This is a genomic window from Segatella copri DSM 18205 (assembly GCF_025151535.1).
GTDB lineage: Bacteria > Bacteroidota > Bacteroidia > Bacteroidales > Bacteroidaceae > Prevotella > Prevotella copri.
Window position 1 is genome coordinate 2,048,142 of the sequence record NZ_CP102288.1, and the last position, 22,895, is coordinate 2,071,036.

Genomic DNA, 22,895 nt, shown 5'->3' on the forward strand with positions numbered 1-22,895 from the left:
GATAAGGGCAGAAAAACTTTGTGCTTTCAAGATTTATTCGTACTTTTGCAGTCAAAAACAGAAAGGGAGGGATGAATGCTGATGCAGAAATCCCTCTTTAAGTATAACAAAAAAGAAGAAAGCCTATGTTCCATATCGCTCAATACTTCCCTATCACAGACCCTACGTTGATATTCTTCGTAGTGCTCCTCATCATCCTCTTTGCCCCTATCATCATGGGTAAACTCCGTATCCCGCACATCATCGGTATGGTGCTGGCAGGTGTGCTCATAGGCAAATACGGACTGAATATCCTAGAGCGCGACTCTTCGTTTGAACTCTTCGGAAAGGTGGGACTCTATTACATCATGTTCCTCGCTGCACTGGAGATGGATATGGAAGGCATGAAAAAGAACAAGTCGCGACTGCTTATCTATGGCCTGCTCACCTGTTTTATACCGTTCTTCCTCACATACGGCATGAGTATCTGGCTGCTCCACTACTCTGCCAAGGCTTCCTTCCTGCTGAGCTGCATCATGGCATCCAATACGCTGATTGCCTATCCTATCGTTTCGAGATACGGACTGCAACAGAAACCGAGCGTTACGCTGAGTGTGGGATCGAGCATGATTTCGCTGCTCATAGCCCTGATTATGCTTGCCGGACTGGTAGCATCGTTCAGCAAGCATGACGGCGTACTGTTCTGGGTATTCTTCACCCTCAAGTTTGCTGTCTATTGTGGCGTGATGATCATGCTGATTCCCCGACTTACAAGATGGTTTTTGCGAAGATACAGCGATGCGGTGATGCAGTTTATCTTCGTACTTTCGATGCTCTTTATGAGTGCGGCACTTTCGCAGATAGTGGGCATTGAGGGCGTTTTCGGTGCTTTCTTCGCCGGTCTGATATTAAACAGATATATTCCGCATGTTTCGCCACTGATGAACCGCCTCGAGTTTATCGGCAATGCCCTCTTCATTCCTTATTTCCTGATAGGTGTGGGCATGCTGATCAATATCAATCTGCTGTTTCAGGGCAGTCATATTCTGTGGGTAGTATTCTGCATCGCCTTCTTCGGAACCCTGGGCAAAGCCATCGCAGCCTATATCGCCTGTCTGGGTTTCCGATTACCACTTTCTTCGGGTCACATGATGTTCGGACTCACTTCGGCTCATGCTGCAGGAAGTATCGCCATGGTGATGGTGGGTATGCATCTGCTCGTAGCACCGGGCACTTATCTCGTAAACGATGATATGCTCAATGGTGTGGTTATGATGATTCTGATTACCTGCATCATCTCATCCATCCTTACCGACCGGTCTTCGCAGAAGATTATCCTGAGAGACAAGGAACTGCCTGATGCGGAAGACGACAAGAAGGTGAGCGATGAGAAGATTCTGGTTCCGGTGAAATATCCTGAATATGCCGACAACCTGATGAATCTGGCGTTTCTGGTGAGAAACCAGAAACTGAACAGGGGACTCATCTGCCTGAATGTGGTATATGAAGACAAGGATATGCGATACAACCAGGAACAGGGAAGACGGATTCTGGAACATTGCAGTCAGCTGGCTGCAGCTACCGATGTGATGACGCAGACCCAGGTTCGTATTGCCGCCAACATCGCCAACGGCATCAAGCATGCCTTCAACGAGTTCCAATGTTCTGAGATTATCATCGGAATGCACATGCATCCTGAGGTTTCGCCGAAGTTCTGGGGAGAATTCCACCAGAGTCTCTTCAACGGATTGAGCCGACAGATTATCATGGCACGCATCAGACAGCCGTTGAATACATTGAGAAGAATACAGGTAGCCGTACCTTCGAGAGCAGAGTTTGAGCCGGGTTTCTACCGCTGGCTGGAACGACTAGCCCGACTTGCCGGCAACCTAGACTGCCGCATCCAGTTTCATGGCAGAGAAGAGAGTCTGGCGCTCATCAATGAATATATCAAGAACCGGCATCCGGAAGTGCGTGCCGATTATACCCAGATGATTCACTGGAACGAGTTGCCGCAGCTGGCTTCGCAGATATCTCCAGACCACCTGTTCGTGATAGTAACCGCCCGTAAGGGAACCGTATCTTACAAGACAGCACTGGAGCGTCTGCCGGAGGAAATCACGAAATACTTCTCAGGTACCAACCTGATGATTATCTTCCCCGACCAGCATGGTGATTCCTACGGTGACCAGCTTACCTTCGCTGAGCCTCAGCATCAGGAAGAGATCAGTGCTTACGAATCATTCCTGCAATGGTTTAAGAAGAAATGCAACTTTAAAAAAATGTAAAGACAGCTTCGTTTCTTAAAATATGTTTAAGAGAAACCGAAAACACCCTTCACCTTTAATAAATTGATCTACAGAATGTTAAATAAAAAGGTGAAGGGTGAAGGTTTGAAAACTCTATTTATATATGTACGCGTGGGTAAAGGAAAAAAGGGTAAAATCAAAAAGTACCCTAGGGTCAAAAATCGAAAAAGCCCTAAAAAGAATATAATATAAAGATTTAAAATATACCCTTCACCCTTCACCTCGTCACCCAACACAGCTTCCAAGTCTTCTTTATCGAAGATATTTTCTTATCCTTCGGAGATATTCTGCTATCTTTCGGAGATAATTTCTTATCTATCGGAGTTATCTTTTTATCCTTCGGAGATATTTTCAGAATGATTTCATGGTATTTTCTGTACTTTATTTCCCGAATCCACGCAAATCGCACAAATCGCATAGGTAGGAAACGGAAATGTTGTATCTTTGCAACGTCAATCAGAAGTAATGCTGGATTCCTGAAAAAAACGACATAAAAATTTGGAAGTTAGAATTATCCAGCGTAATTTTGCAGATGAAAATCATAAAACAGAAACAATATGCAAACAAGTAAATACCTATTAGCAACAAAAAGAGATGCCGAATGGGGACTCACCATCAGCACCGTGGGACGAGAAGAAATCGCCCCAGGAGAAGCCTATCCAACAAAAGGACATGCTGACGGATATTACTTCGATCTTCAGAAGGGAAGAATACTCGACGAATACCAACTGCTTTACCAGCCAGAAGGTGAAGGAGTGTTCTGTTCTGCCCATCTCCCGGAAACAAAGATCAAGGCTGGAGACATCTTCCTGCTCTTTCCCGGTGAATGGCATAGCTATCATCCATCAGGCACCAAGGGTTGGAAAAGCTATTGGATCGGCTTCAAGGGCAAGAACATCGACGACCGCGTGAAAGCAGGGTTTCTTTCTCCTGAAAAGCCAATCTACCATGTAGGTTACAGTAACGAGATTATCGCTCTCTACGAAGAGGCTTACAAAACCGCACAGGAAGAGGTTGCTTTTGCACAACAGACTATGGCGGGTATCGTAAACCATCTGATAGGCAAAATGTATTCTCTGGAGAGAAATATCGTGTTGAGCAAGGATACCAAGCATGTTGACATGATCAATAAAGCCCGTTTGCGTATCCGAGAATCGCTTGAAGATACGCTCACCATCCAGGAGATTGCGCAGGAACTGGGCATCAGCTACTCTTCTTTCCGCAAGCTCTTCAAGGAGCATACCGGATTCGCTCCCGCCCTCTATCAGCAGAATCTGAAACTGCAGAGAGCCAAAGAACTGCTGTCTACCACCGACGAGAGCATCAAGGAGATTGCATACCGGCTCAATTTCGAATCGCCTGACTATTTCTCTGCCAAATTCAAAATTCAGACGGGCATGAAGCCATCAGATTTCAGAAATATGACGAGATAGTCAAAAAATAAGGCTCTAAAATCAATTTCTCTTGTTCCATATCCCTTTTTTGGTCTACCTTTGCAAACGTGAACAAATAACAGCAACTTAAAGACAAAATTCATAATGGAACAAAAGAAATACTTCTTCGCGGTAGACTTAGGTGCTACCAGCGGAAGAACCATAGTAGGAAGCTTGTCAGACGGCAAGTTTGACTTAGAGGAGCTGACCCGTTTCGACAACAACCTGATCGAAACAGGCGGTCACTTCTATTGGGATATCTACGCCCTCTACTTTGAGATTATCAAAGGATTGAAACTCGTAGCACAGCGTGGCATCCACATCCAGAGCATCGGTATTGATACCTGGGGATGCGACTTTGTATATGTAGACAAGAACGGAGATATCCTACGCAACCCGATGGCGTATCGCGACCCTCATACCATGGGCATCATGGAGAAATACTTTGATGAGAAAATCAGCAAGGAGAAGGTTTACGAAAAGACCGGCATCCAGTTTATGAATTTCAACTCATTGTTCCAGATGTATGCCATGCGCAAGGCAGGAAACGTGGCTCTGGAGAATGCCGACAAGATTCTCTTCATCCCTGATGCACTGAGCTATATGCTCACCGGCAACGCCATCTGCGAATATACCGTAGCATCTACTTCTCAGATTCTGAATCCGATGACCGGCGATTTCGACATCGACCTCGTGGAAAGTATCGGATTGAAGAGAGAACAGTTTGGCAAGATGACCCATCCTGCTACCATCATCGGCACACTGACCGAAGAGGTACAGAAGATAACAGGACTGAATGCCGTTCCCGTCATCGCAGTAGCAGGTCATGATACAGCCAGTGCCGTAGCAGCCGTTCCTGCCAAGAACGAGGAGTTTGCCTATTTGAGTTCAGGAACCTGGAGCCTGATGGGCATCGAGACCAAGAACGCCATCATCAACGAGAAGAGCTATGAGCTCAACTTCACCAACGAGGGCGGCATTGAGGGCACTACCCGATTCCTGAAGAACATCTGCGGCATGTGGATTTACGAGCGTTGCCGCAAGGAATGGAAAGACGAGGCTGCTGCCAACCAGAAAGATATGACTTGCCTGGGTCATGCAGAACTTATAGCTGAAGCCATGAAGCAGCCAGCCTTCCAAAGCATCATCAACCCGGATGATACCTGTTTTGCCAACCCATCGAGCATGGTAGAAGCCATCAAGCAGTATTGCGAAAAGACCGGTCAGCATGTTCCTCAGAGCTATGGCGAATTCTGCCGCTGCATCTTCGAGAGTCTTGCCCTCCGCTATCGCCAGGTATTCACATGGTTCAAGGATTTCGCCGACATCGACCTCAATGTGCTCCACATCATCGGTGGAGGTTCGCTCAACCAATATCTCAACCAGTTTACTGCCAACAGTTGTGGTGTAACCGTATTGGCAGGTCCTCAGGAAGGCACCGCCATCGGCAACATCATGCTCCAGGCAAAGGCATCGGGCTTGGTAAAGGATATTTGGGAAATGCGCCAGATTATCGCCAACTCGCTGGAGCTTAAGACATTCGAGCCACAGAACAAGGAAGCATGGGATGCGGCTTACGAGAAGTTTTTAAAGGTAAAAAAGTAAAAGGGTAAAAAGGTAAAAATAAACAATAATAACAAAATACATAAAAACAATGAAAGCAGATTTGATTTTAAAGAATTACGAGATTGCAAAGGAGCGCTATGCTGCTCTGGGTGTAGATACAGACAAGGCTATTGAGACTTTGGAGAAAACTCCTATCTCTCTGCACTGCTGGCAGGCTGACGATGTAGTTGGCTTCGAGCGCGGCGAGGCTGCTTCTGGTGGTATCCAGAGCACTGGTAACTATCCTGGCAAGGCTCGCAACATCGACGAACTCCGTCAGGACATCGAGAAGGTGAACTCTCTCCTGGCTGGTACTTTCCGTCTCAACCTTCATGAGATTTACGGTGAGTTCGGTGGCAAGCAGATTGACCGTAACGAGGTAACCGTAGACCAGTTTACAGGCTGGATGCAGTGGGCTAAGGAGCAGAACATGAAGCTCGACTTCAACTCTACTTCTTTCTCTCACCCTAAGAGTGGCAGCCTCTCATTGTCAAATCCTGCCCCAGCTATCCGCGAGTTCTGGATTGAGCACACCAAGCGTTGCCGCCGCATTGCAGACGCTATGGGTAAGTTCCAGAACGACCCATGTATCATGAACATCTGGGTACACGATGGTTCTAAGGACATCACTGTAGAGAAGGGACGCTATCGTGAGATTTTGAAGAACTCTCTCGATGAGATCTTAGCAGAGGAGTTGCCTAACATGAAGTCTTGTCTCGAAGCTAAGCTCTTCGGTATTGGCTTGGAGGCTTACACCGTAGGTTCTCACGACTTCTACGCTGGCTACTGCGCTAAGAACAACGTGATGTACACTCTCGATACAGGTCACTATGAGCCAACAGAGAACGTATCTGATGCAGTTTCTGCACTCCTGCTCTTCGTTCCTGAGCTGATGCTCCACGTATCTCGCCCAATGCACTGGGATTCAGACCACGTAACCCTCTTCGATGACAACACACGCAACCTCTTCTCAGAGTTGGTTCGTGCCAACGCACTCGACCGTGCTCACATCGGTCTCGACTACTTCGACGGTTCTATCAACCGCATCGGTGCTTACATCATCGGTGTTCGTGCTGCCCAGAAGTCATTGTTGCAGGCATTCCTTGAGCCACTTGATACCCTCCGCAAGTACGAGGACGAGGGCAAGCTCTTCCAGCGCCTGGCTCTCCTCGAAGAAGAGAAGACATTGCCATTCGGTGCAGTATATGATTACTTCAACTTGAAGAACAACATCCCTGTTGGCGAAGAGTACATCGCAGACATCGAGAAGTACGAGGCTGAGGTACTCGCAAAGCGAGTTTAAGAACGATTTAACTGAAGAGTGAAGAACGAAGAACGAAGAATTCAATAGTCTTATGGCTAAAAAAACACATGAATTCTTCACTCTTCGTTCTTCACTCAAAATCGCTCTTCACTTAATTACTAAACAATATGGAAATATTAATAGGACTTTTAATCATAGCCATCGGCGCATTCTGCCAGTCCAGCTGTTACGTTCCAATCAACAAGATTAAGGATTGGAGTTGGGAATCCTACTGGGTAGTTCAGGGTGTGTTCGCATGGCTTATTTTGCCTTTCTTAGGCGCAATGCTCGCTGTTCCAAGCGGCCATTCCTTCTTTGAATTATTCGACGGTTATGGCTTCAACGTAGCAATGACCATGCTCTTCGGTGTACTCTGGGGCATAGGTGGACTGACCTTCGGTCTTTCCATGCGCTATCTGGGAGTAGCATTGGGACAGAGCATCGCCTTGGGAACCTGTGCAGGTCTCGGCACCATCATGGGACCTGTATTGCTCAACATCTTCTTCCCGGAGATGGACGCCCTCTCATCGCTTACTTTCAGCGTAATTCTCGGCGTGGTAGTCACTCTTCTCGGTATCGCCATCATCGGTGTGGCAGGTAGTATGAAGGCGGCATCGCTCTCAGAAGAAGAGAAGAAGGCGGCAGTAAAGGACTTCAACTTCCCTAAGGGACTTGCCATCGCCTTGCTGGCTGGTTTCATGAGCGGCTGCTTCAATGTGGGTCTCGCCTTCGGTTCCGATATCCATTTCGGCAGTTTCACTCCTGATATGTACAAGACCTTGCCAGCCACCTTCCTGGTTACCCTAGGTGGTTTCATCACCAATGCCATCTACTGTTTCTATCAGAACACCAAGAATCATACTTGGAGCGATTACAAGAACCAGGAGGTTTGGAGCAATAACATTCTCTATTGTGCCTTGGCTGGTGCCTTGTGGTACAGCCAGTTCTTCGGACTGTCACTGGGCAAGGGGTTCCTCACCGAATCTCCTACCCTCATGACCCTATCGTTCTGCATTCTGATGGCGCTCAACGTAGTATTCTCGAATGTATGGGGCATCATCCTAAAGGAATGGAAAGGCTGCTCAAAGAAGACCATCTCCGTATTAATTGTCGGCATCATCGTCTTGATTATCTCAAGCTTCTTGCCACAACTTATATAACAAAAAAGGAACCCCGAGTATTTCACAATGCTCGGGGTCTTTTTACTAAACTTAATTATCTAAACCAAAAATTCTTATAGAAAACAATCTTTAAAACTTATTTCTTTATCTAAAGCCTATATTATCTTGGCAAATTAAATGCCTTGGTCATCTCAGCCATTTCCTCCTGGCTCATACCATCAGGCTCGAATCCCATGCACTTGGAATCGATGTAAATCTTGGCGCTCTTAGAGAGTACGTCAATCTGGTCGAAGGCATCCATCACGTCCAAGCCCTTGGCAAAGACACCATGCTTCTCCCACATCACTACATCATAATCCTCCAACTCCTTCAAGGTCTCCTCAGCAAGCTTCAAACTGCCTGGCAACTGATAAGGAACGATACCCAAACCGAGTGGACAGAAAGCCTTGGTCTCTGGAATCATGCTCCAGAGCAGGTTGCTCAACACATCCCTGCCCATGAACTTCTTGTTGTGGCTCATGGCGATAAGCTCGATAGGGTGAGTATGAACAGTAGCCTTATAGTTGGAACCCTTCTCGATGAGACGGGCATGAACGCTCAAGTGACTAGGCAACTCAGATGTTGGCATTACAGGATTATTTGCGATGATAACATAGCTGGCGCAATCGTCGAGGATGCGGATGATAGAACCGTTCTCCATAGGCCAGCGAGCCAAGTCGCGCATACGCTTACCTGTACCCTTGCAGAAGAAATAGCAACCTTTTAAGGCTGGCAATGCTGTACCAATCTGCTTTACTTCGCTGATGGCAGGCAAAGCCTTGATTTCGTCATCAACCAAGTCGGTAACGTTTACAGTGATGTTACCACCATTACGCTCAGCCCAACCATTCTGCCAGAGGTATCCAGCAACTTCAGCTATCTTCTCGACCTCCTTTTTCAAGGCAGGACGACCTTCTAAAACACTATTCATATTAATCTTGTTATTAGCTTATTTAAAATTTCTGCTGCAAAAGTAATCATTTCCGCCCATATCCAACCTATTCTTTTGATATTTGGGCTATGACATTTGGCATAACCCTCAAAATCGTGAAAAATGCAGAAAGCGGCTTCTTGCATCACGCAAGAAAACCGCCCTTTTCATTCTACATGTCAATAGAGAATACATACCCTATCGCTGAGATGAGATTTATGCTCTTTTTCATTGAGTTGAGATATATGCTCTTATTATAACCTGAGATTGATATTCTACTTTACTTCTTTTTCCCTGGGGTTGCATCTTTCCAAAGAGAGAATTTTACAGGGACCATATATCTTACACTTACAGGTTTACCATTCTGTGTACCCGGAGTCCACTTAGGCATTCCCTTCACGACTCTCAATGCCTCAGCATCAAGTTCCGGATCTATAGATTTGGCTATCTTGGCATGCGTAACGCTGCCATCCTTCTAGACGATAAAGGTTACGATCACACGACCCTGCTTTTTGGCCTTGACTGCGGAAGCAGGATATTTGATGTTATCAGCCAGATACTTCATCAACATTAACTGACCACCAGGAAAAAACGGCATCGTCTCTGGTATATCATACACTACGCTCTTAGTCGTATCGGCAGGAGCTGTCGCATCAGAAGTCTTTGCTTCCGCCTTCAGTTCAGCTTCCGCCTTTGCCAATTCTGCAGCCTCGGCAGCTTTCATTTCAGCCGTCTCTGATGGGTTCATCATCTCGACAGCATCCTTTGCCATCGGATTCGCCACAGCCACATCAGCATTCAGAGCCTGCTCAGTCTTCTGCTGAACCTCAGCTACTACTGGAATCTGCTCGCCAATCTCACGAGCCACACTCTCGATGTTGCTCACCATGAGCAACACTCCTGCCAAAGGTGCGAAAAGGAGGTACTTCGCCTTGCCTATTTCACTTGTTCTACGTTTGTTCATCATTTTAATTCTTTTTTTAAGAGGTAATAAATTAAAATTATTGGCAATCTTGGTCGATTCATTCGGCTGTCGATATGCCAAACCTAGAAGGTGATACTGATAGGATTTGCGCGCGTTGCCATCAGATAAAACACTTTCATCGGCTAAATATTCCAAATTCATTCTTACTTCCTGCTTCATCAGCCAGGCAAACGGATTAAACCAGCAGGCGATGGAGAAAAGCTCAGAGAAGAGGGTATCCAGGGAATGGAGAACCGAAACATGGGTGCATTCATGAACCATCACTTCATGCAACTGCCTACCCTCCAGGGTAGATGGATACAAAAACACCCAGCGGAAGAAGGAGAACGGACTCCCCTCGCCCTTGAGCAGATGTACCGTGATGCCTTCCACCTCTTGTTTCCGGGAAATAACCACAAGGCGGATGATGCTGAAGAGCTGCCATACCAACCGCAATGAGAGGACGGCTACTCCTACCCAATAGATGCCCAGCAGCATATCCATCCAGGTTATGCCGGAAGCCTGAGCCTTTACAACCACCACGGGATAAAACGTGTCGGCATATACATTCGCCATACTCACCATCGTAGGGGTATCGCGTACCCAATATTCCAGATTGAGCGCCGGAACCATCAGGGCGACGGCATAGATGAGCCAGAGGGTAAGGCGGCGAAGACCGAAGAAGGTATCGCGGCTCACCGTGAGGCGATAAAACCCATAAAGGAGCATCAGGGCTACATTGATTTTTATAAGATATATTGCCATACAGTTTCGATTTTTGTTTGAAATGAACTTAATAATTATTCTTCCGAAAGCTTGATTTATTCAGCAAAGTTCTCGAGTTATTCTTCCGAATTCTCGATTTCACGGATGATATCCTTGAGGTCCTCAGGACTGATTTTCTCGTCCTTGGCAAAGAAGGAAACCATTTCCTTGAAGGAATTCTTGAAGTAATTGTTCACGAAACCCGACAGGAACTTCCGCTTGTAATCGCTCTCGGCTATGAGTGGAGAATAGACATAACCCTTACCATCCCGCTCCGCCTTGACATATTCCTTGCGCTTCAGATTGTTCACAATAGAAGCCACTGTAGTATAAGGTGGACGAGGTTCTGGCAACAGTTCCATAATCTGTTTCACGGCACATCGTCCCAATTGCCATATCCGAAGCATAATATCTTCTTCCTGATTCGTCAGCTTTTCCATATTTCTATCTTTATTCTTTTAAATTCAACATTCTTGTTTCTAAATCACGCTGCAAATCTACGAACTTTTCGTATAAGTAAAAAACAACCTACGTTAAAAAACATAAATTCAACTACATTTTAACGTTTTACGAGCTTTTCGTAATACTAAAACATAGAAAATTACGAGTTTATCGTAGATTACATATAAAAAGAACCAATATATAATAATACACGATCAGTGCCAGTGCAACAACATCTCCATCAAGAACATCCAGATGGATTGCGACAACTTCTTCGATGTGGGTAAGAGCGATAAATACCGCCTAGTAGATTTCACCTTCCAGGATATCACCTGCACCGACAAGAAGATGGCATTCGATGCCAACCTTATCGAGAACACCATAGCGAAGAAAGTGAATATCACTCCTCGCGAAAAGAGCAACGGATTGAAGACCACCGGCGATGCCGACGGGTTGAAATAACACATACATTTTATAGAAAGTAATACAGAATTGAGTACTGAAACGAGCTTAATTTGCAAGAATAAGGCGCGTTTTGTTTTTTTATATCCCTCCTTATTTCTTTTTATCTCTTAAAATTAGGCATTTCCAAATATTTTGCTTAATTTTGCCTGCAAAATAATTTTGAGTAAGAAAATGATAGATATAAAAGGTATAACCAAGAGCTTCGGCTCCCTGCAGGTGCTTAAGGGCATCGACCTGCATATTGACAAGGGCGAGGTGGTAAGTATCGTCGGACCTAGTGGTGCCGGGAAGACTACACTTCTCCAGATTATCGGTACCCTCGACAAGCCTGATAGTGGCAGCATCATGGTTGATGGCATCGATGTAAGAAGCCTCAGCATCAAGAAACTGAGCGATTTCCGCAACCAGCATCTCGGTTTCGTATTCCAGTTCCACCAACTTCTCCCTGAGTTCACCGCCTTGGAGAACATCATGATTCCTGCCTTCATTGCAGGCAAGAGCCGAAAAGAAGCCAAGGAGCGTGCCGAGGAGTTACTGGCGTTCATGGGCTTGAGCGATAGAGCCAGTCACAAGCCTGCCGAGTTATCTGGTGGTGAGAAACAGCGTGTAGCCGTGGCGAGAGCTTTGGTCAATAATCCTGCCGTCATCCTTGCCGATGAGCCATCAGGAAGTCTCGACACCAAGAACAAGGCTGAGCTTCACCAGCTCTTCTTCGACCTCAGAGACAAGTTCGGCCAGACTTTCGTCATCGTAACTCATGATGAGGGCCTTGCTGCCATCACCGACCGCACCATCCATCTCAAGGATGGAATGATTGAGAAGACGGTGGAAGCAGGAGCTGCTGATAGCCAGGAAGAAACTGCAGAAGTTGCAGAAGCCCCAACAACAGAAGAAAAAACTGAAGATAATATTATATGGCAAAAAAGATAAAACTCGGCGATTACAATCGCCTTCGCATCGTAAAGAAAGTTGATTTCGGTCTGTATCTCGATGGTGGCGACGAGGGAGAAATCCTCCTTCCATCCCGCTACGTACCTGAAGACGCAGGCATCGGCGACGAGTTGGATGTCTTCATCTATCTCGATCAGGAAGAGCGCCTCATAGCAACCACCGAAACTCCTTTGGCAAAGGTGGGCGATTTCGCCTATCTCGAAGTGAAATGGGTCAACGAATACGGAGCCTTCCTGGGCTGGGGGCTGATGAAGGACATCTTCTGCCCATTCCGCGAGCAGAAGAAACGTATGTTGCTCGGCAACTCCTACATCGTGCATATCCACATCGATGAGGAGAGCTACCGCATCGTTGCCTCTGCCAAGATTGAGCGTTATCTCAACGAAGACCATCCTCACTACAAGCATGGTGACGAGGTGGATCTCCTCATCTGGCAGAAGACCGACCTGGGCTTCAAGGTTATCATCGACAACCAGTATCCGGGTCTGCTCTATCAGGACCAGATTTTCCAGTACATCCATACGGGTGACAAGATGAAGGGCTACATCGGAAGAGTTCGTCCTGACGGAAAGATAGACGTCACCCTGCAGAAAACCGGCATCCAGCAGACTGCCGATTTCGCCGAAACCCTCTACCAGTATCTCCTGGACAACGATGGCGAGTGTAACCTTGGCGACAAGAGCGAGGCCGACGACATCTACGAGCGTTTCCACGTGAGCAAGAAGGTTTACAAGCGTGCCGTGGGCGACCTCTACAAGAAGCGCCTCATCACCGTAAGCCCGATGAGCATCCGATTGGCAGAATAAAGCAGATTAGAAGTATATATAATTAAGGTGGACAATGCTTTTTAAAAATAGCAATGTCCACCTTAATTATATAGAAAGCAATAAGCTAATTGAATTATTCATACGCTTATGTTACAAATCAGTGAGAAAGATACGACTTTTTAGTATTACTTTATAGACAGATATGTTAAAACAAGCAGAACATAAAAAATAGTTTATGTAATGTTTGGTTATTAAAAGAGTTTTATGTACCTTTGCATCGTGATCAGCTAACATGATATACTACAATTAAAAATTCAACAAATGAATGAAGAAGAGTTAGAAAAGCAGATTAGAATAAAGAAAAAACTGCTTAGTGATTACATCAGATTGAGAGATGCATACAACATTGATGACGAAACTTATTGGAAGTTTACAGACAGCGTTTTAGACCAGCTTTCAGATCTGATTAAGAAAAGAAAAAAGAATTAAGAAATCCCATCCTTCGGGATTTGGGAGAGGATTAAAAAACAAGATAAGATATGAATAATAACACAGATTTACTTAAAGAATACGCTTCTCTTGCAGGTAAGGAAGACGAAAAGAGCGAAACTCGAAAAACTGAGATTTTAAACTACATCAAATTACATGCTGATGATAGTGACAGAGAGGAGGCTAAGGCTTTCATAAACCAAAAGATGGAACAGCTTCAGAGTGAAGTTCTAACATTGCGTGACCAACTTGCAGAGGATGATTACAAGTTGCTGCCACTTAGATACATCGCACAAAAATACTTCGGCAAAAGTGCTGCATGGCTCTCTCAGCGTCTCAACGGCTCAGAGGTTCGTGGTCATGTTTACACGCTCAATGCAGAGCAGAAAAGCATTTTCAATCGTGCCGTTCAGGAAATAGGACAACGCATCAGCTCTTTGCAGTTGGCATAGGGTTAACTTTATCACACAAACGTCTCCGACACGATTCCGTGCTGGGGACTTCTTATGCTTTTTGTCTTGCTTCCAAGCCTCCAGTTTACTGATGATATTTCGTCTAAACATACGCATTTGTTTCAAATCAGGGGCAAAGATACTACTTTTTTGTCGTAAATCAGCGGCAATAGCGTTAAAGTTTGTTGTAAATCAGGGGCAACTAGGCATATCATTTAAAAAGGTGGCGCATCAAATGAGATGCGTCACCTTTATTTTCTTATACGGTTTACCACCCAAACCAAGGGCAGCCATCGTATGATCCTTGATAATCAACTCGCCTTTCTGCAAACCAGCTATCGCCGACTTGATTTCCTGGAAGTCTTTACCCGACACACCAAAGAGATCCTTGATGATACTGTCAGAAATCGTCTGCTGCTTCATAATGAGCGGATACTGTGCATTGGCATAGAAATCGAAAAACTTACTCTTGTAACTATCCATGTTTTGAGTGGCAAAGATGATGCTCAATCCCTTGTTTCTACCCACTGCTATCAGATTGCGAAGCGGCTGATTATCGAAGTCCAGCATATAGTGAGCCTCATCGATAATCGTGAAGTGGCGAATCTGTACATAATCCTCATTAACCGCCTGCTTCGGCAACAGCTCATAGATATTATTGAGCTTAGAAATGATGAAATACACGATAGCCCTGGCTATCGGACCATCTTTCGGGAAAGCATCCATCTTCACGACAAAACACTCATCTATCAGATTCGCCTTATCTTCCGATGCAAACAGATGATTGCGAATCAACTGCTTCAAAACCGAAGTGATGCTGTCATCCTTATCCGGATTCTGCATTCTTTGCTGATACTTCATCAGCATCAGCTCAAAAGTGATAGGCTTGCCTGCCGTCTGCTTATAAGCCTCAACAATAGCTTCACTCAGTCGATTACTCATGGATGCGCTCACCGTTGCACGATCTACAGCGCAGAGTGCACCAGCCATCTCCGTGGAATAGAGATTGATTTCGTTGATGGTCCTGCCCGTAAAATCCTTGAACGGCGTGAAAGGCAATGGCGCAACCACAGGATCGAGAATGCAACTCCTATCTACATCGAAGTGAACAAGCCAACTAGCATTCGACGGGTCTGAGAATTCACCCTTATAATCGAACAAAAGGAAGTTGACGGGATAAGGCGTTTCCGTGGAGAGATTACGAAACTGCTGAATCAACACAGCCAGAAGATTGGTCTTACCTGAACCCGTGGTACCAGCCACCAGAATCTGTGCATTCGATACCGAACGCCCGTTGATATTCAGTTTCGCTTCCATATCCTCTGCATACTCGCCTATCAGCAACTCCAGGGCAGGAATGCCACTTCCGCCATGTCGCCTGTCGCTGGCAGCAAAGAGGAAAGCATTCAGATTCTCATCTTCCGAAAGATAAGCGATACCCCGATAGATTTCCTTCGCCACGATGCGACCCACGATACTGGCATTCTGCCAATCCACCTCACAATCTCTATATCTCAACTTCAACAAAGCCGAAAAAAGCGACTTCTTATTGTCCTTGGTAAAGAAACTAGGCATGATGCGCTGAGAAGATTTCGACAATACGATTTCTCCCAAACCATCCACACTTCTCTTCTCCGTTAAGCTCAAACTGGCTATCAGGCAGATTCGCATCACCTTATTCAGGGTTAGCATGGCATCCCTCTCCCCTTCCACTTGCCGCGAAAGGTTCAAACGCTTCTCCAGTTTCTCCTTCAAAGGCATGATGGCTTCTACCATACCTTCTGCCTGTCGTATATTCTCTAATGCTACTTCCATATTTATATTGCTCCGTCAATATGAAACATTATTCATTACACATTACTCCAAAGTATCCTTCCTCCACGTGGGTGCTCTGACTTTCCACATCTCTTACCAGTGTATAAGAACGGGAAAGGAATGGTTCCAGCTTCATGTAATCCTTATCCTTTCTGATTTCCGAAGTGGTGCAGAGCAGGATGGTTTGCTCGGCAAGTCCCGGGAAGTATTCTTCCATCAGCACATCACGGCTCTCCTCATCCAATACGCCCATCACCGTGTCTATCATCACAGGTGGATTATAGTCGCCCAGATTTCGAAGCACCTTCAGCAACACCTGGATAAAGATTTGCTTGGATGCCGCATTCAATTGGTTGAGCGAGATTTCATTTCCTGCCTTGTGATAGAGACGGATGGTGAAATTCTCCATACTGTCTGATAGCTCCACCTTGGCGATGCAGCCCTTGTAGGAAATGAGGAGTTTGTTGAGTTGCTCCTTCATATCCTCCTCAATCTTTTCCTTCTTGCGCTTGAGCAGAGTGTCGGCAACATCCTCAAAGAAAGGCTTAAGTTTCACCAACATGTCATATTTTACATCTGGTTCCTGCTGTATCTGCACATCAAACTGGTGAATCTTCCGCTCCAGTTTCTCAATGCTCATCTTTCTGTCATCCGCCTCCTTCTTCAAGATTTCAAGTTCACGGCTAGCCTCCTCGTATGCCTTGATGATTTCGGTATTGCCGCTTACCATGCTACGACGGAGCAGAGCTATCTGACTCTGCTGATTATCATAGTTCTCCAACCGCTTTTCCAAATCATAACGACTGTCATTAAGGGCGATAAACTCATTCACAGCATTGGCACCCAGCAGATTCTTGAGCGCATCAAACTCGCTTTCATCCAGAAAAGCATAGTCATCCTTGCGCTGCAAAGCTTCCTGCTGACTCTTCAGGTAAGCCACCACATCGTCATCCTCCACGGAATCCGGACAGAGGCACTTTGATTTCAGATAACCAAGAATCTTGGTAGTTACCTCACGCATCTGCTCCAGGGAGAGCACCCCTTCACGTTCCTGCTTCAAGGCTTCTTTCTGTCGGATGATGTCATTCACCTCGTTTGTGATTCCCTGTGCAAGTTTCGGAAAGAACACGTTGATTTCCAAGGTCTCCACCACCTGCTTCAATTGGGCATTATATCGCTTTGACAACTCCTGCGTATCTTTCACGCTGGCCTCCAGATCCTGAATCTTTCGTGCAGTCTCGGCAGAATCCTTAGCACCTTCCTTGGCAGCATCATATTCAGCCTGAATGGAAACCAGATATTTGTACTTATCATCCTGGTGCTTGGTATTCTCCTCCTGCAAAGCCACCAGTTGGTTGCGCTGCTCGCAAAGACCATTATATTCCTCAGCCTCCTTTTGTGCCTCCAGTCTCCTTGCCGCCCATTCCTGCTGCTGATGCTCGGCAGCATTTTTCAATTGCAGATACTTGTTGAATCCCATCACATTCTGGATATTATCCTTGATGATTTGGGCAAAAACATTCTCCTTCAAGAGCTCGCTCGACTGCATAGCATCGAATAGGAAATACTTACTGAGTTCCTGTGGCAGGTTTGCCTTGATGATTTTATTCACCTGCTGCTCGTTGATGGCACGCTGCTGCGGAGGCGTAGCCGTACCATAGGAGAAAAGCGTGCCATCCATATTGAGCAGCACATTCTCCACAGGCTTGTTGGCAGGATTAAGCTTATAAGTGCGACGCAGCAGATACTGCTGCTTGCGTCCGAGCACCATACCTTCGAAAGAGAGTTCAAGCACGATGGTAGGCTCCACCTTTCCCAAGGCACCATTGTTCAGGAGTTCCTGAAAATGCGCCTTGTTCTGAATTTTGAGTCCATATAGAGCCCCACAGATAGCCTCGAACAGCGTGGTCTTACCACCACCATTCATACCACCTATCAGGATGATGGGCTGATCGGGGTTCACCGACAAATCCAAGTCAAGACTCAGATAAGTCTTATAGTTCTTGATTTTGATTCTTTTGATAATCATAATCTATTCTTCACTCTTCGTTCTTCATTCTTGGTTCTTTACTTGATCTGAGAAATCGCCTCGGCGATAATCTTCTCAGTATCCTCGTCATTCATTTCTATCTTATCCACCTTGGCTGCATGATATTTGCGCAGGATTTCCTCGCTCATCCAGTCGAAGTCAATCTCATGCTTCTCGCATAGCGTCCTGATCAGGTCGAGGTCTTCCTTTCGGATGCCATAGTGCAAGAATTTTCCATCTAGTCCCTTTGCCATCGTTATTACACCTTATTATAAATGTAGCGTTTATGACTTATTTATATTCTTTCGGATAGAAGCTATCCCACTCCACAATGTCTGTAGTGTTTTCTATCTTCAGCGGACAATACTTCCAGTTGTTATTTCTCTCGATAATGATGCCACCTTTCAGATGCTTGTCCTTGTTCTCTTCGCTCGCCATATAGTCGATGAGGGCATTATGCTTTTCTACGGCATCCACATCACTTCCAGCACTCTTGGTATCGAAGAGGAAGATCTGACCATTCTTCATACGAATCACGAAATCTACATAGAATAGGGCTTTGTGCCCCTCCTTGTTCTCGTAACTGATGGCATAATGTTGCCTGCCGGCATCACCATTTTTATACCACCAGTCAATATACTCCCTGTTGGCTTCCAGGAAAGCTTCGAAACGCTCTTCAGGCTTAGAGGCATTCTTCAATTCTACGAATGGCAAAAGAGCATGATCTCGTACCTCATCCTTGATGTGATGGCTTTCTTCCTTATAGAGTCGTTCCACTGGAACCTCCCAGTCATAAGTTTTATAAAACTTTGCATTCTGCAGATTCTGCCGCTCCTCAAGTATTTTCTGATAACGATTCAAGGCACGGTCTATCAAATCTGCAAATACCTCCTTATTACCATGATAAAGAATCACCTTCACGGCATCCGTCTCAAAGAGTTCAAACAAGTCTTCCATCAGTTCCTTCAAGGCAAAAGCCAATGTCGTGACACTCACCTTCTCAAACTTCGAACCAATACACTTGGCACAGAAAGCATTGAATGAATTGTTCAATTCCTGCATCGTGCGGACATATCTTGCCTTCTTATCCACATGAGTCTCACCAGTCTCGCCCGTGATACTGACATCCTCTATCAAATCGATTCCAATGCTTCTTACCTTAAAGGTAATCTTATCCTCACATGCCTTTCTGTTTTTGGCATAAATGCTCTCTGCAGCCTCAACATCTTCGGAATCTTCTTCATCCACATTGCCCTCCAAGTCATCTATCGTGAAAAGAGATAACTGGCGGTTCTTAACCAGAAGAATATCTTCAAAGACTTTTGCAAGTACCTTCTTGAAATCTGGTCCCAGTCGCTTACGTGCAATGGCAGGACGCTCACAATATTCAGAACGCAGCACCACATTGCATAGATTCTCTCGACGAACAGCATGAATATTCGACATATAGTCCATATCATCTTGCACAATCTTGATGATGTCTTTGCTGAGATTGGTATATACATAGCCCCAATTCAGTCGGTCGTCCTCATAGAAATGCTGCTCAGGCATACGAAGAATGCGTCCCACGGTCTGAGCGGTGAAAGTAAAACTCTCTATCTTTCGGAAGATGAGGAGCACAGCGGCACGAGGGCAGTCCCATCCCAGAGCGATGGCCTGCTTGAAGAGTAACACCTCGGTCAGATTATCCGGTTTCTCTATACCATCCAGATTCTCCTTTTCGTTGCTGAGCCATATCGCCAACTTGCCATTGTCAACATTGATATTCTTGATGGTGTCCAGATATTGCATCACCTCTTCCTTGATACTTTCATCATCCTTATCCATCTTATCTTTATCATTAGGCAACTGAATAAGCAGCAGAGGATTGATATGAACACCTATCTTGCGATAAGCCTCAGCCAACTCTTCCCGCTTCTTGAACGCAAGGCTCACCAGATGCTGGTTCAAAGAGCCATTCGGATCCGTAAAGTTCAAGGCAGGATTCAATACCACACCCTGTTTAATCATACCTTCTCTAACAACAGCCTCTCTAGGTATTTTCACATCCAAATCGCCTTTTGTCTCAGGGGTTGCCGAGATACGGAGCTCAACTTTTGGATTGATGTTCTTCAACACCTTCTCTGTCTTGTTGGCGAGTTTGCTGGCAAACATGTGCTCTTCGTCGATGATAACGACGATAGGAATATTCTGTTCTTCCTGGGTTCTGCGAGTAAGATCATAGAGCGAAGCACTCTGCTCCGTATCACGTATCATCACGGCATTATCCTTATTGATACTCTCCCAATTGACGAAAAGGATTTCTCCCGGATGAATGTAGCCTTCGGCAGAATGGTCGAGGTCGTCATAGATGACCGGATGCAACTCCTGTCCTTCCGTAAAGAAGGATTTCATCTTAAAGTAGCTCTGCTCATGAAGCTTGTTGGGAGCAATCCAAATATACGCCAACTCTTTATAAGGTACATCCGTACGGTCTCTCAACTCTGCATTCAGTCGGAGCAACATTTCTGATGCCATCACCGTCTTGCCGGCACCTGTTGGAGCCTTAAATACGAGTGTATGGCGCATACCTGAATAGGTAAGCAAATCAATGGTCTTATCTACCAATTCCTTGACTGCTTTCTGCTGATATTGTATCTGTTTCATTCGTCGCCTCCTTCCCTGTTATCTTTGATTTCACTTGCTGCCATCGTATATGTTTGATTTTGAAATAAATCCGATTCTTCGACTGTTCTCGCTTCTGAATCCGTTTCTTCTGCAACATCATCCAGGAGTTGCGCTTGACGCTTCTTTGGCAAAACCCTGCGATAAGCATTCAATACGGCATCAGGCATGGCACAAAGCGAGACACAATCTGCCACATCCTCAAACTCATCATCATAAGCATAGCCGTTTGGCGAGAAGACATAGACCATGAGTTTGCCGTTCTCCTTACTTTCGGCATTCTTGAATTCCTCCTTCATCAACTCTACCAGGGCTTGAATAGCCTCAGCGCGATAAATCACCAACATTCGTTTAGTTCCATCATTGCTCTCGAAATAGCGAGCAATCTTGTTGTTGATGTTCTTGCCAGCAAATGGCTTCTCGATATATGTATCGTTGTGGATGCAAAGCATATCTGTAGAGAGTGCCATCAAATTACGCAGATTCTTCGGACTCTTATCACGAGGCACAAACTTCGTCTTGTAATAACGAAGGTTGTTGCGGGTTAAGCCAGGAACCTGAGTATGTCCCTTAATAGTTGTATAACCATTAATAACTTTATAGATGCGTGGATGAGCAACTTCTTCACAAATGTTATTCTCATTATTAGTAGCAAGAATACCTTTTCGATGTCCTCCATCACCATCATTCATTTTCATAATAGCGTCTAATGTTGTGGCACTACCTGCAAAGAAATCTAGCACAGTAATATCAGATGGCTTCTCTGTTATAGCAATCAAATATGCTATCAATTCCCATGGCTTACTAAATGGGAAATCAATTCCCATATTATTTAAATATGTAGTGGCAGAAGAGTTTAAATAATCATAGATTACATCATCTGGTAGGTTATAATCAATATCACCATCAGTTTCTTCATCCTCATATTTTTTCTCATAAACGTTCCAATCCGTATGATTTCCATATGAATCAATCAAAGGAGATTTTTTTGATTCAGAGAACATTATGCGATCTTTCTTTGCAAGATAAGATTGATAAGACCAACGCCAAACTTTATCTGCTCTTGTCGCAGGAGCTATATGAGCAGCATCTTCATTTTCTAAAGGCATAGTATGACCAGGAGGCAATATTAATGTGCCATCAGGAGCCTCTATATAATAACGTTGATTCTTACAACCTCTCAAAGGATCTAAAGAAGCTTGAAATAAAGAATGTGCTTTACGAAAGTTTCTTCCATTTTCATCAACTAAAGGATATTCTTTCACTTGAAATTCCTTTGTATGAAATCCTTTTACCATTTCTGTATTTTTGCAATACACCAAGATATAATCTTTTGTAGGTCTAAAATAAGTACCTTGCTTTGAGCCAGATTTAGCAATTCGTGGTAAAAAGCCTAAGCATTGACGTGAAAATATTTCATCACAAAGAATTTTCAATTGTGATACCTCATCATCTCCAATAGAGATAAAGATAACACCATCTTCTTTCAATAAAGATTTAGCTATCTTCAATCGCTTATTCATAAATGACAGCCACTTACTATTATAATAGGCATCTTCTTTATCTACATAAGCATCATTATATTTAAAATCCTTATTGCCAGTATTATAAGGTGGATCGATATAAATGACATCAATCTTTCCTGCATGGGTATAGCTAAGGGCTGTAAGGGCTTCGAGGTTATCACCTTCAATAAGAATATGGTTTGGAGCCTCAGCGTCATCGCTGAGGATGGCACGTTCAGGTACTTCAACAAGCACAGGCTGGTCATCAAGCATTCTTTGCTCTATATCCTCAGGTTTGTCTTCCCAAACCAAACCATACTTTTTCTTCGAACGAAGAAGCTGAAACAACTCCGATTTCTCATCATTTGTAAGACCTTCCAGCTCATTTATCTTCTTTGCGAGTTCGTATTTGTTCATAAAGATAGCTACATTATTTTGTATGCTCACCCCTATTAGCAAATACATAATAATTTTATTCTGTTTTCATTTCTCTGCAAACCTACAATCTTCCCATAAGCCGACAGAAACTATCTTAAAAGAAATTGGCGCAGGGGTGTCATTACTCCTTTAACGTTCTTGCAAAACTGGAGGTTTAGGAGACCCGTGACTTAACAAGAACAAGAAGCAAGAGGACACACCTACGCCAACATGGTATATATGTATGTAGCACAAGGCACACCCTTCCTATACGAAAGGGCGCACTTGTGCCGTGTATATATACACGTTATGTAGGCGTCCACTGCCATCTCTCTCCGATAAGTCACTTGAAGTTCCTAATTTCCAGTTTATCAGAAGCGAAACGTAGTAAACGTCTAATTCTAAAAGATATAGCCAATCCCCAGACTTTTCAGCCAGCATCCCTTTGCCA

At 44.8% G+C, this 22,895-nt stretch carries 19 protein-coding genes; 10 read left to right on the forward strand and 9 right to left on the reverse strand.

Features of this window, described 5'->3' with window-relative positions; all coding sequences use genetic code 11:
- The first annotated feature begins 125 nt into the window (after positions 1 to 125).
- From NQ544_RS08705 to NQ544_RS08725, 5 genes are all read left to right on the forward strand, one after another.
- Positions 126 to 2,267, forward strand: coding sequence for a cation:proton antiporter (locus NQ544_RS08705; protein WP_006848294.1), 2,142 nt, complete (start codon positions 126 to 128; stop codon positions 2,265 to 2,267).
- A gap of 578 nt (positions 2,268 to 2,845) precedes the next feature.
- Positions 2,846 to 3,721, forward strand: coding sequence for an AraC family transcriptional regulator (locus tag NQ544_RS08710; RefSeq protein WP_006848297.1), 876 nt, complete (start codon positions 2,846 to 2,848; stop codon positions 3,719 to 3,721).
- A gap of 105 nt (positions 3,722 to 3,826) precedes the next feature.
- Positions 3,827 to 5,326 (forward strand): rhamnulokinase, encoded by a 1,500-nt coding sequence (gene rhaB, locus NQ544_RS08715; protein ID WP_006848298.1) that lies wholly within the window; start codon positions 3,827 to 3,829, stop codon positions 5,324 to 5,326.
- A gap of 49 nt (positions 5,327 to 5,375) precedes the next feature.
- Positions 5,376 to 6,629 carry an L-rhamnose isomerase gene (locus NQ544_RS08720; RefSeq protein ID WP_006848299.1) on the forward strand — a complete coding sequence of 418 codons (1,254 nt, stop codon included), beginning with the start codon at positions 5,376 to 5,378 and terminating at the stop codon, positions 6,627 to 6,629.
- A 128-nt stretch (positions 6,630 to 6,757) separates the two neighbouring features.
- Complete coding sequence (locus NQ544_RS08725; protein ID WP_006848300.1) at positions 6,758 to 7,789, forward strand: L-rhamnose/proton symporter RhaT; 1,032 nt, start codon at positions 6,758 to 6,760, stop codon at positions 7,787 to 7,789.
- A gap of 121 nt (positions 7,790 to 7,910) precedes the next feature.
- Here NQ544_RS08725 and rhaD read toward each other — a convergent pair whose 3' ends face one another.
- From rhaD to NQ544_RS08745, 4 genes are all read right to left on the reverse strand, one after another.
- Positions 7,911 to 8,720, reverse strand: a complete 810-nt coding sequence (rhaD, locus tag NQ544_RS08730; RefSeq protein WP_006848301.1) for a rhamnulose-1-phosphate aldolase — start codon at positions 8,718 to 8,720, stop codon at positions 7,911 to 7,913.
- A 280-nt stretch (positions 8,721 to 9,000) separates the two neighbouring features.
- On the reverse strand, positions 9,001 to 9,168 hold the full coding sequence (locus NQ544_RS08735) for an energy transducer TonB (protein WP_228023717.1): 168 nt from the start codon (positions 9,166 to 9,168) through the stop codon (positions 9,001 to 9,003).
- Between the two features lie 27 nt (positions 9,169 to 9,195).
- On the reverse strand, positions 9,196 to 10,449 hold the full coding sequence (locus NQ544_RS08740) for a M56 family metallopeptidase (protein ID WP_006848304.1): 1,254 nt from the start codon (positions 10,447 to 10,449) through the stop codon (positions 9,196 to 9,198).
- A 77-nt stretch (positions 10,450 to 10,526) separates the two neighbouring features.
- Positions 10,527 to 10,889 carry a BlaI/MecI/CopY family transcriptional regulator gene (locus NQ544_RS08745; RefSeq protein ID WP_006848305.1) on the reverse strand — a complete coding sequence of 121 codons (363 nt, stop codon included), beginning with the start codon at positions 10,887 to 10,889 and terminating at the stop codon, positions 10,527 to 10,529.
- 256 nt (positions 10,890 to 11,145) lie between these two features.
- On the opposite strand from NQ544_RS08745, the gene NQ544_RS08750 reads away from it, so the two are divergent.
- The 5 genes from NQ544_RS08750 (at position 11,146) to NQ544_RS08770 (ending at position 14,014) form a co-directional block, all read left to right on the forward strand.
- On the forward strand, positions 11,146 to 11,352 hold the full coding sequence (locus NQ544_RS08750; RefSeq protein WP_006848306.1) for a hypothetical protein: 207 nt from the start codon (positions 11,146 to 11,148) through the stop codon (positions 11,350 to 11,352).
- 174 nt (positions 11,353 to 11,526) lie between these two features.
- Entirely contained in the window at positions 11,527 to 12,285 is a 759-nt protein-coding gene (locus NQ544_RS08755; RefSeq protein ID WP_006848307.1) for an ABC transporter ATP-binding protein, read from the forward strand.
- Positions 12,270 to 13,112: a CvfB family protein gene (locus tag NQ544_RS08760; protein ID WP_006848308.1), complete on the forward strand. Its 843-nt coding sequence runs from the start codon at positions 12,270 to 12,272 to the stop codon at positions 13,110 to 13,112. The genes NQ544_RS08755 and NQ544_RS08760 overlap by 16 nt, the downstream gene beginning before the upstream one ends.
- Before the next feature lie 282 nt (positions 13,113 to 13,394).
- Positions 13,395 to 13,562 (forward strand): hypothetical protein, encoded by a 168-nt coding sequence (locus tag NQ544_RS08765; protein WP_006848309.1) that lies wholly within the window; start codon positions 13,395 to 13,397, stop codon positions 13,560 to 13,562.
- A gap of 50 nt (positions 13,563 to 13,612) precedes the next feature.
- Positions 13,613 to 14,014, forward strand: a complete 402-nt coding sequence (locus tag NQ544_RS08770) for a DUF5053 domain-containing protein (RefSeq protein WP_006848310.1) — start codon at positions 13,613 to 13,615, stop codon at positions 14,012 to 14,014.
- A gap of 231 nt (positions 14,015 to 14,245) precedes the next feature.
- On the opposite strand, the gene NQ544_RS08775 is transcribed toward NQ544_RS08770, so the two are convergent.
- Genes NQ544_RS08775 through NQ544_RS08795 form a run of 5 tightly spaced genes read right to left on the reverse strand, consistent with a single transcriptional unit; the run spans position 14,246 to position 22,444 of the window.
- Positions 14,246 to 15,829, reverse strand: coding sequence for an ATP-binding protein (locus tag NQ544_RS08775; RefSeq protein ID WP_006848311.1), 1,584 nt, complete (start codon positions 15,827 to 15,829; stop codon positions 14,246 to 14,248).
- A gap of 28 nt (positions 15,830 to 15,857) precedes the next feature.
- Complete coding sequence (locus tag NQ544_RS08780) at positions 15,858 to 17,858, reverse strand: AAA family ATPase (RefSeq protein WP_006848312.1); 2,001 nt, start codon at positions 17,856 to 17,858, stop codon at positions 15,858 to 15,860.
- Positions 17,859 to 17,896: 38 nt separating this feature from the next.
- On the reverse strand, positions 17,897 to 18,112 hold the full coding sequence (locus tag NQ544_RS08785) for a DNA modification system-associated small protein (RefSeq protein WP_006848313.1): 216 nt from the start codon (positions 18,110 to 18,112) through the stop codon (positions 17,897 to 17,899).
- A 37-nt stretch (positions 18,113 to 18,149) separates the two neighbouring features.
- Positions 18,150 to 20,504 carry a DEAD/DEAH box helicase gene (locus tag NQ544_RS08790; RefSeq protein WP_006848314.1) on the reverse strand — a complete coding sequence of 785 codons (2,355 nt, stop codon included), beginning with the start codon at positions 20,502 to 20,504 and terminating at the stop codon, positions 18,150 to 18,152.
- The gene (locus tag NQ544_RS08795) at positions 20,501 to 22,444 is read right to left on the reverse strand and encodes a site-specific DNA-methyltransferase (protein ID WP_082231253.1); all 1,944 of its coding nucleotides are present in this window, start codon (positions 22,442 to 22,444) and stop codon (positions 20,501 to 20,503) included. Before NQ544_RS08795 ends, NQ544_RS08790 begins: the two co-directional genes overlap by 4 nt.
- Positions 22,445 to 22,895: the final 451 nt, after the last annotated feature.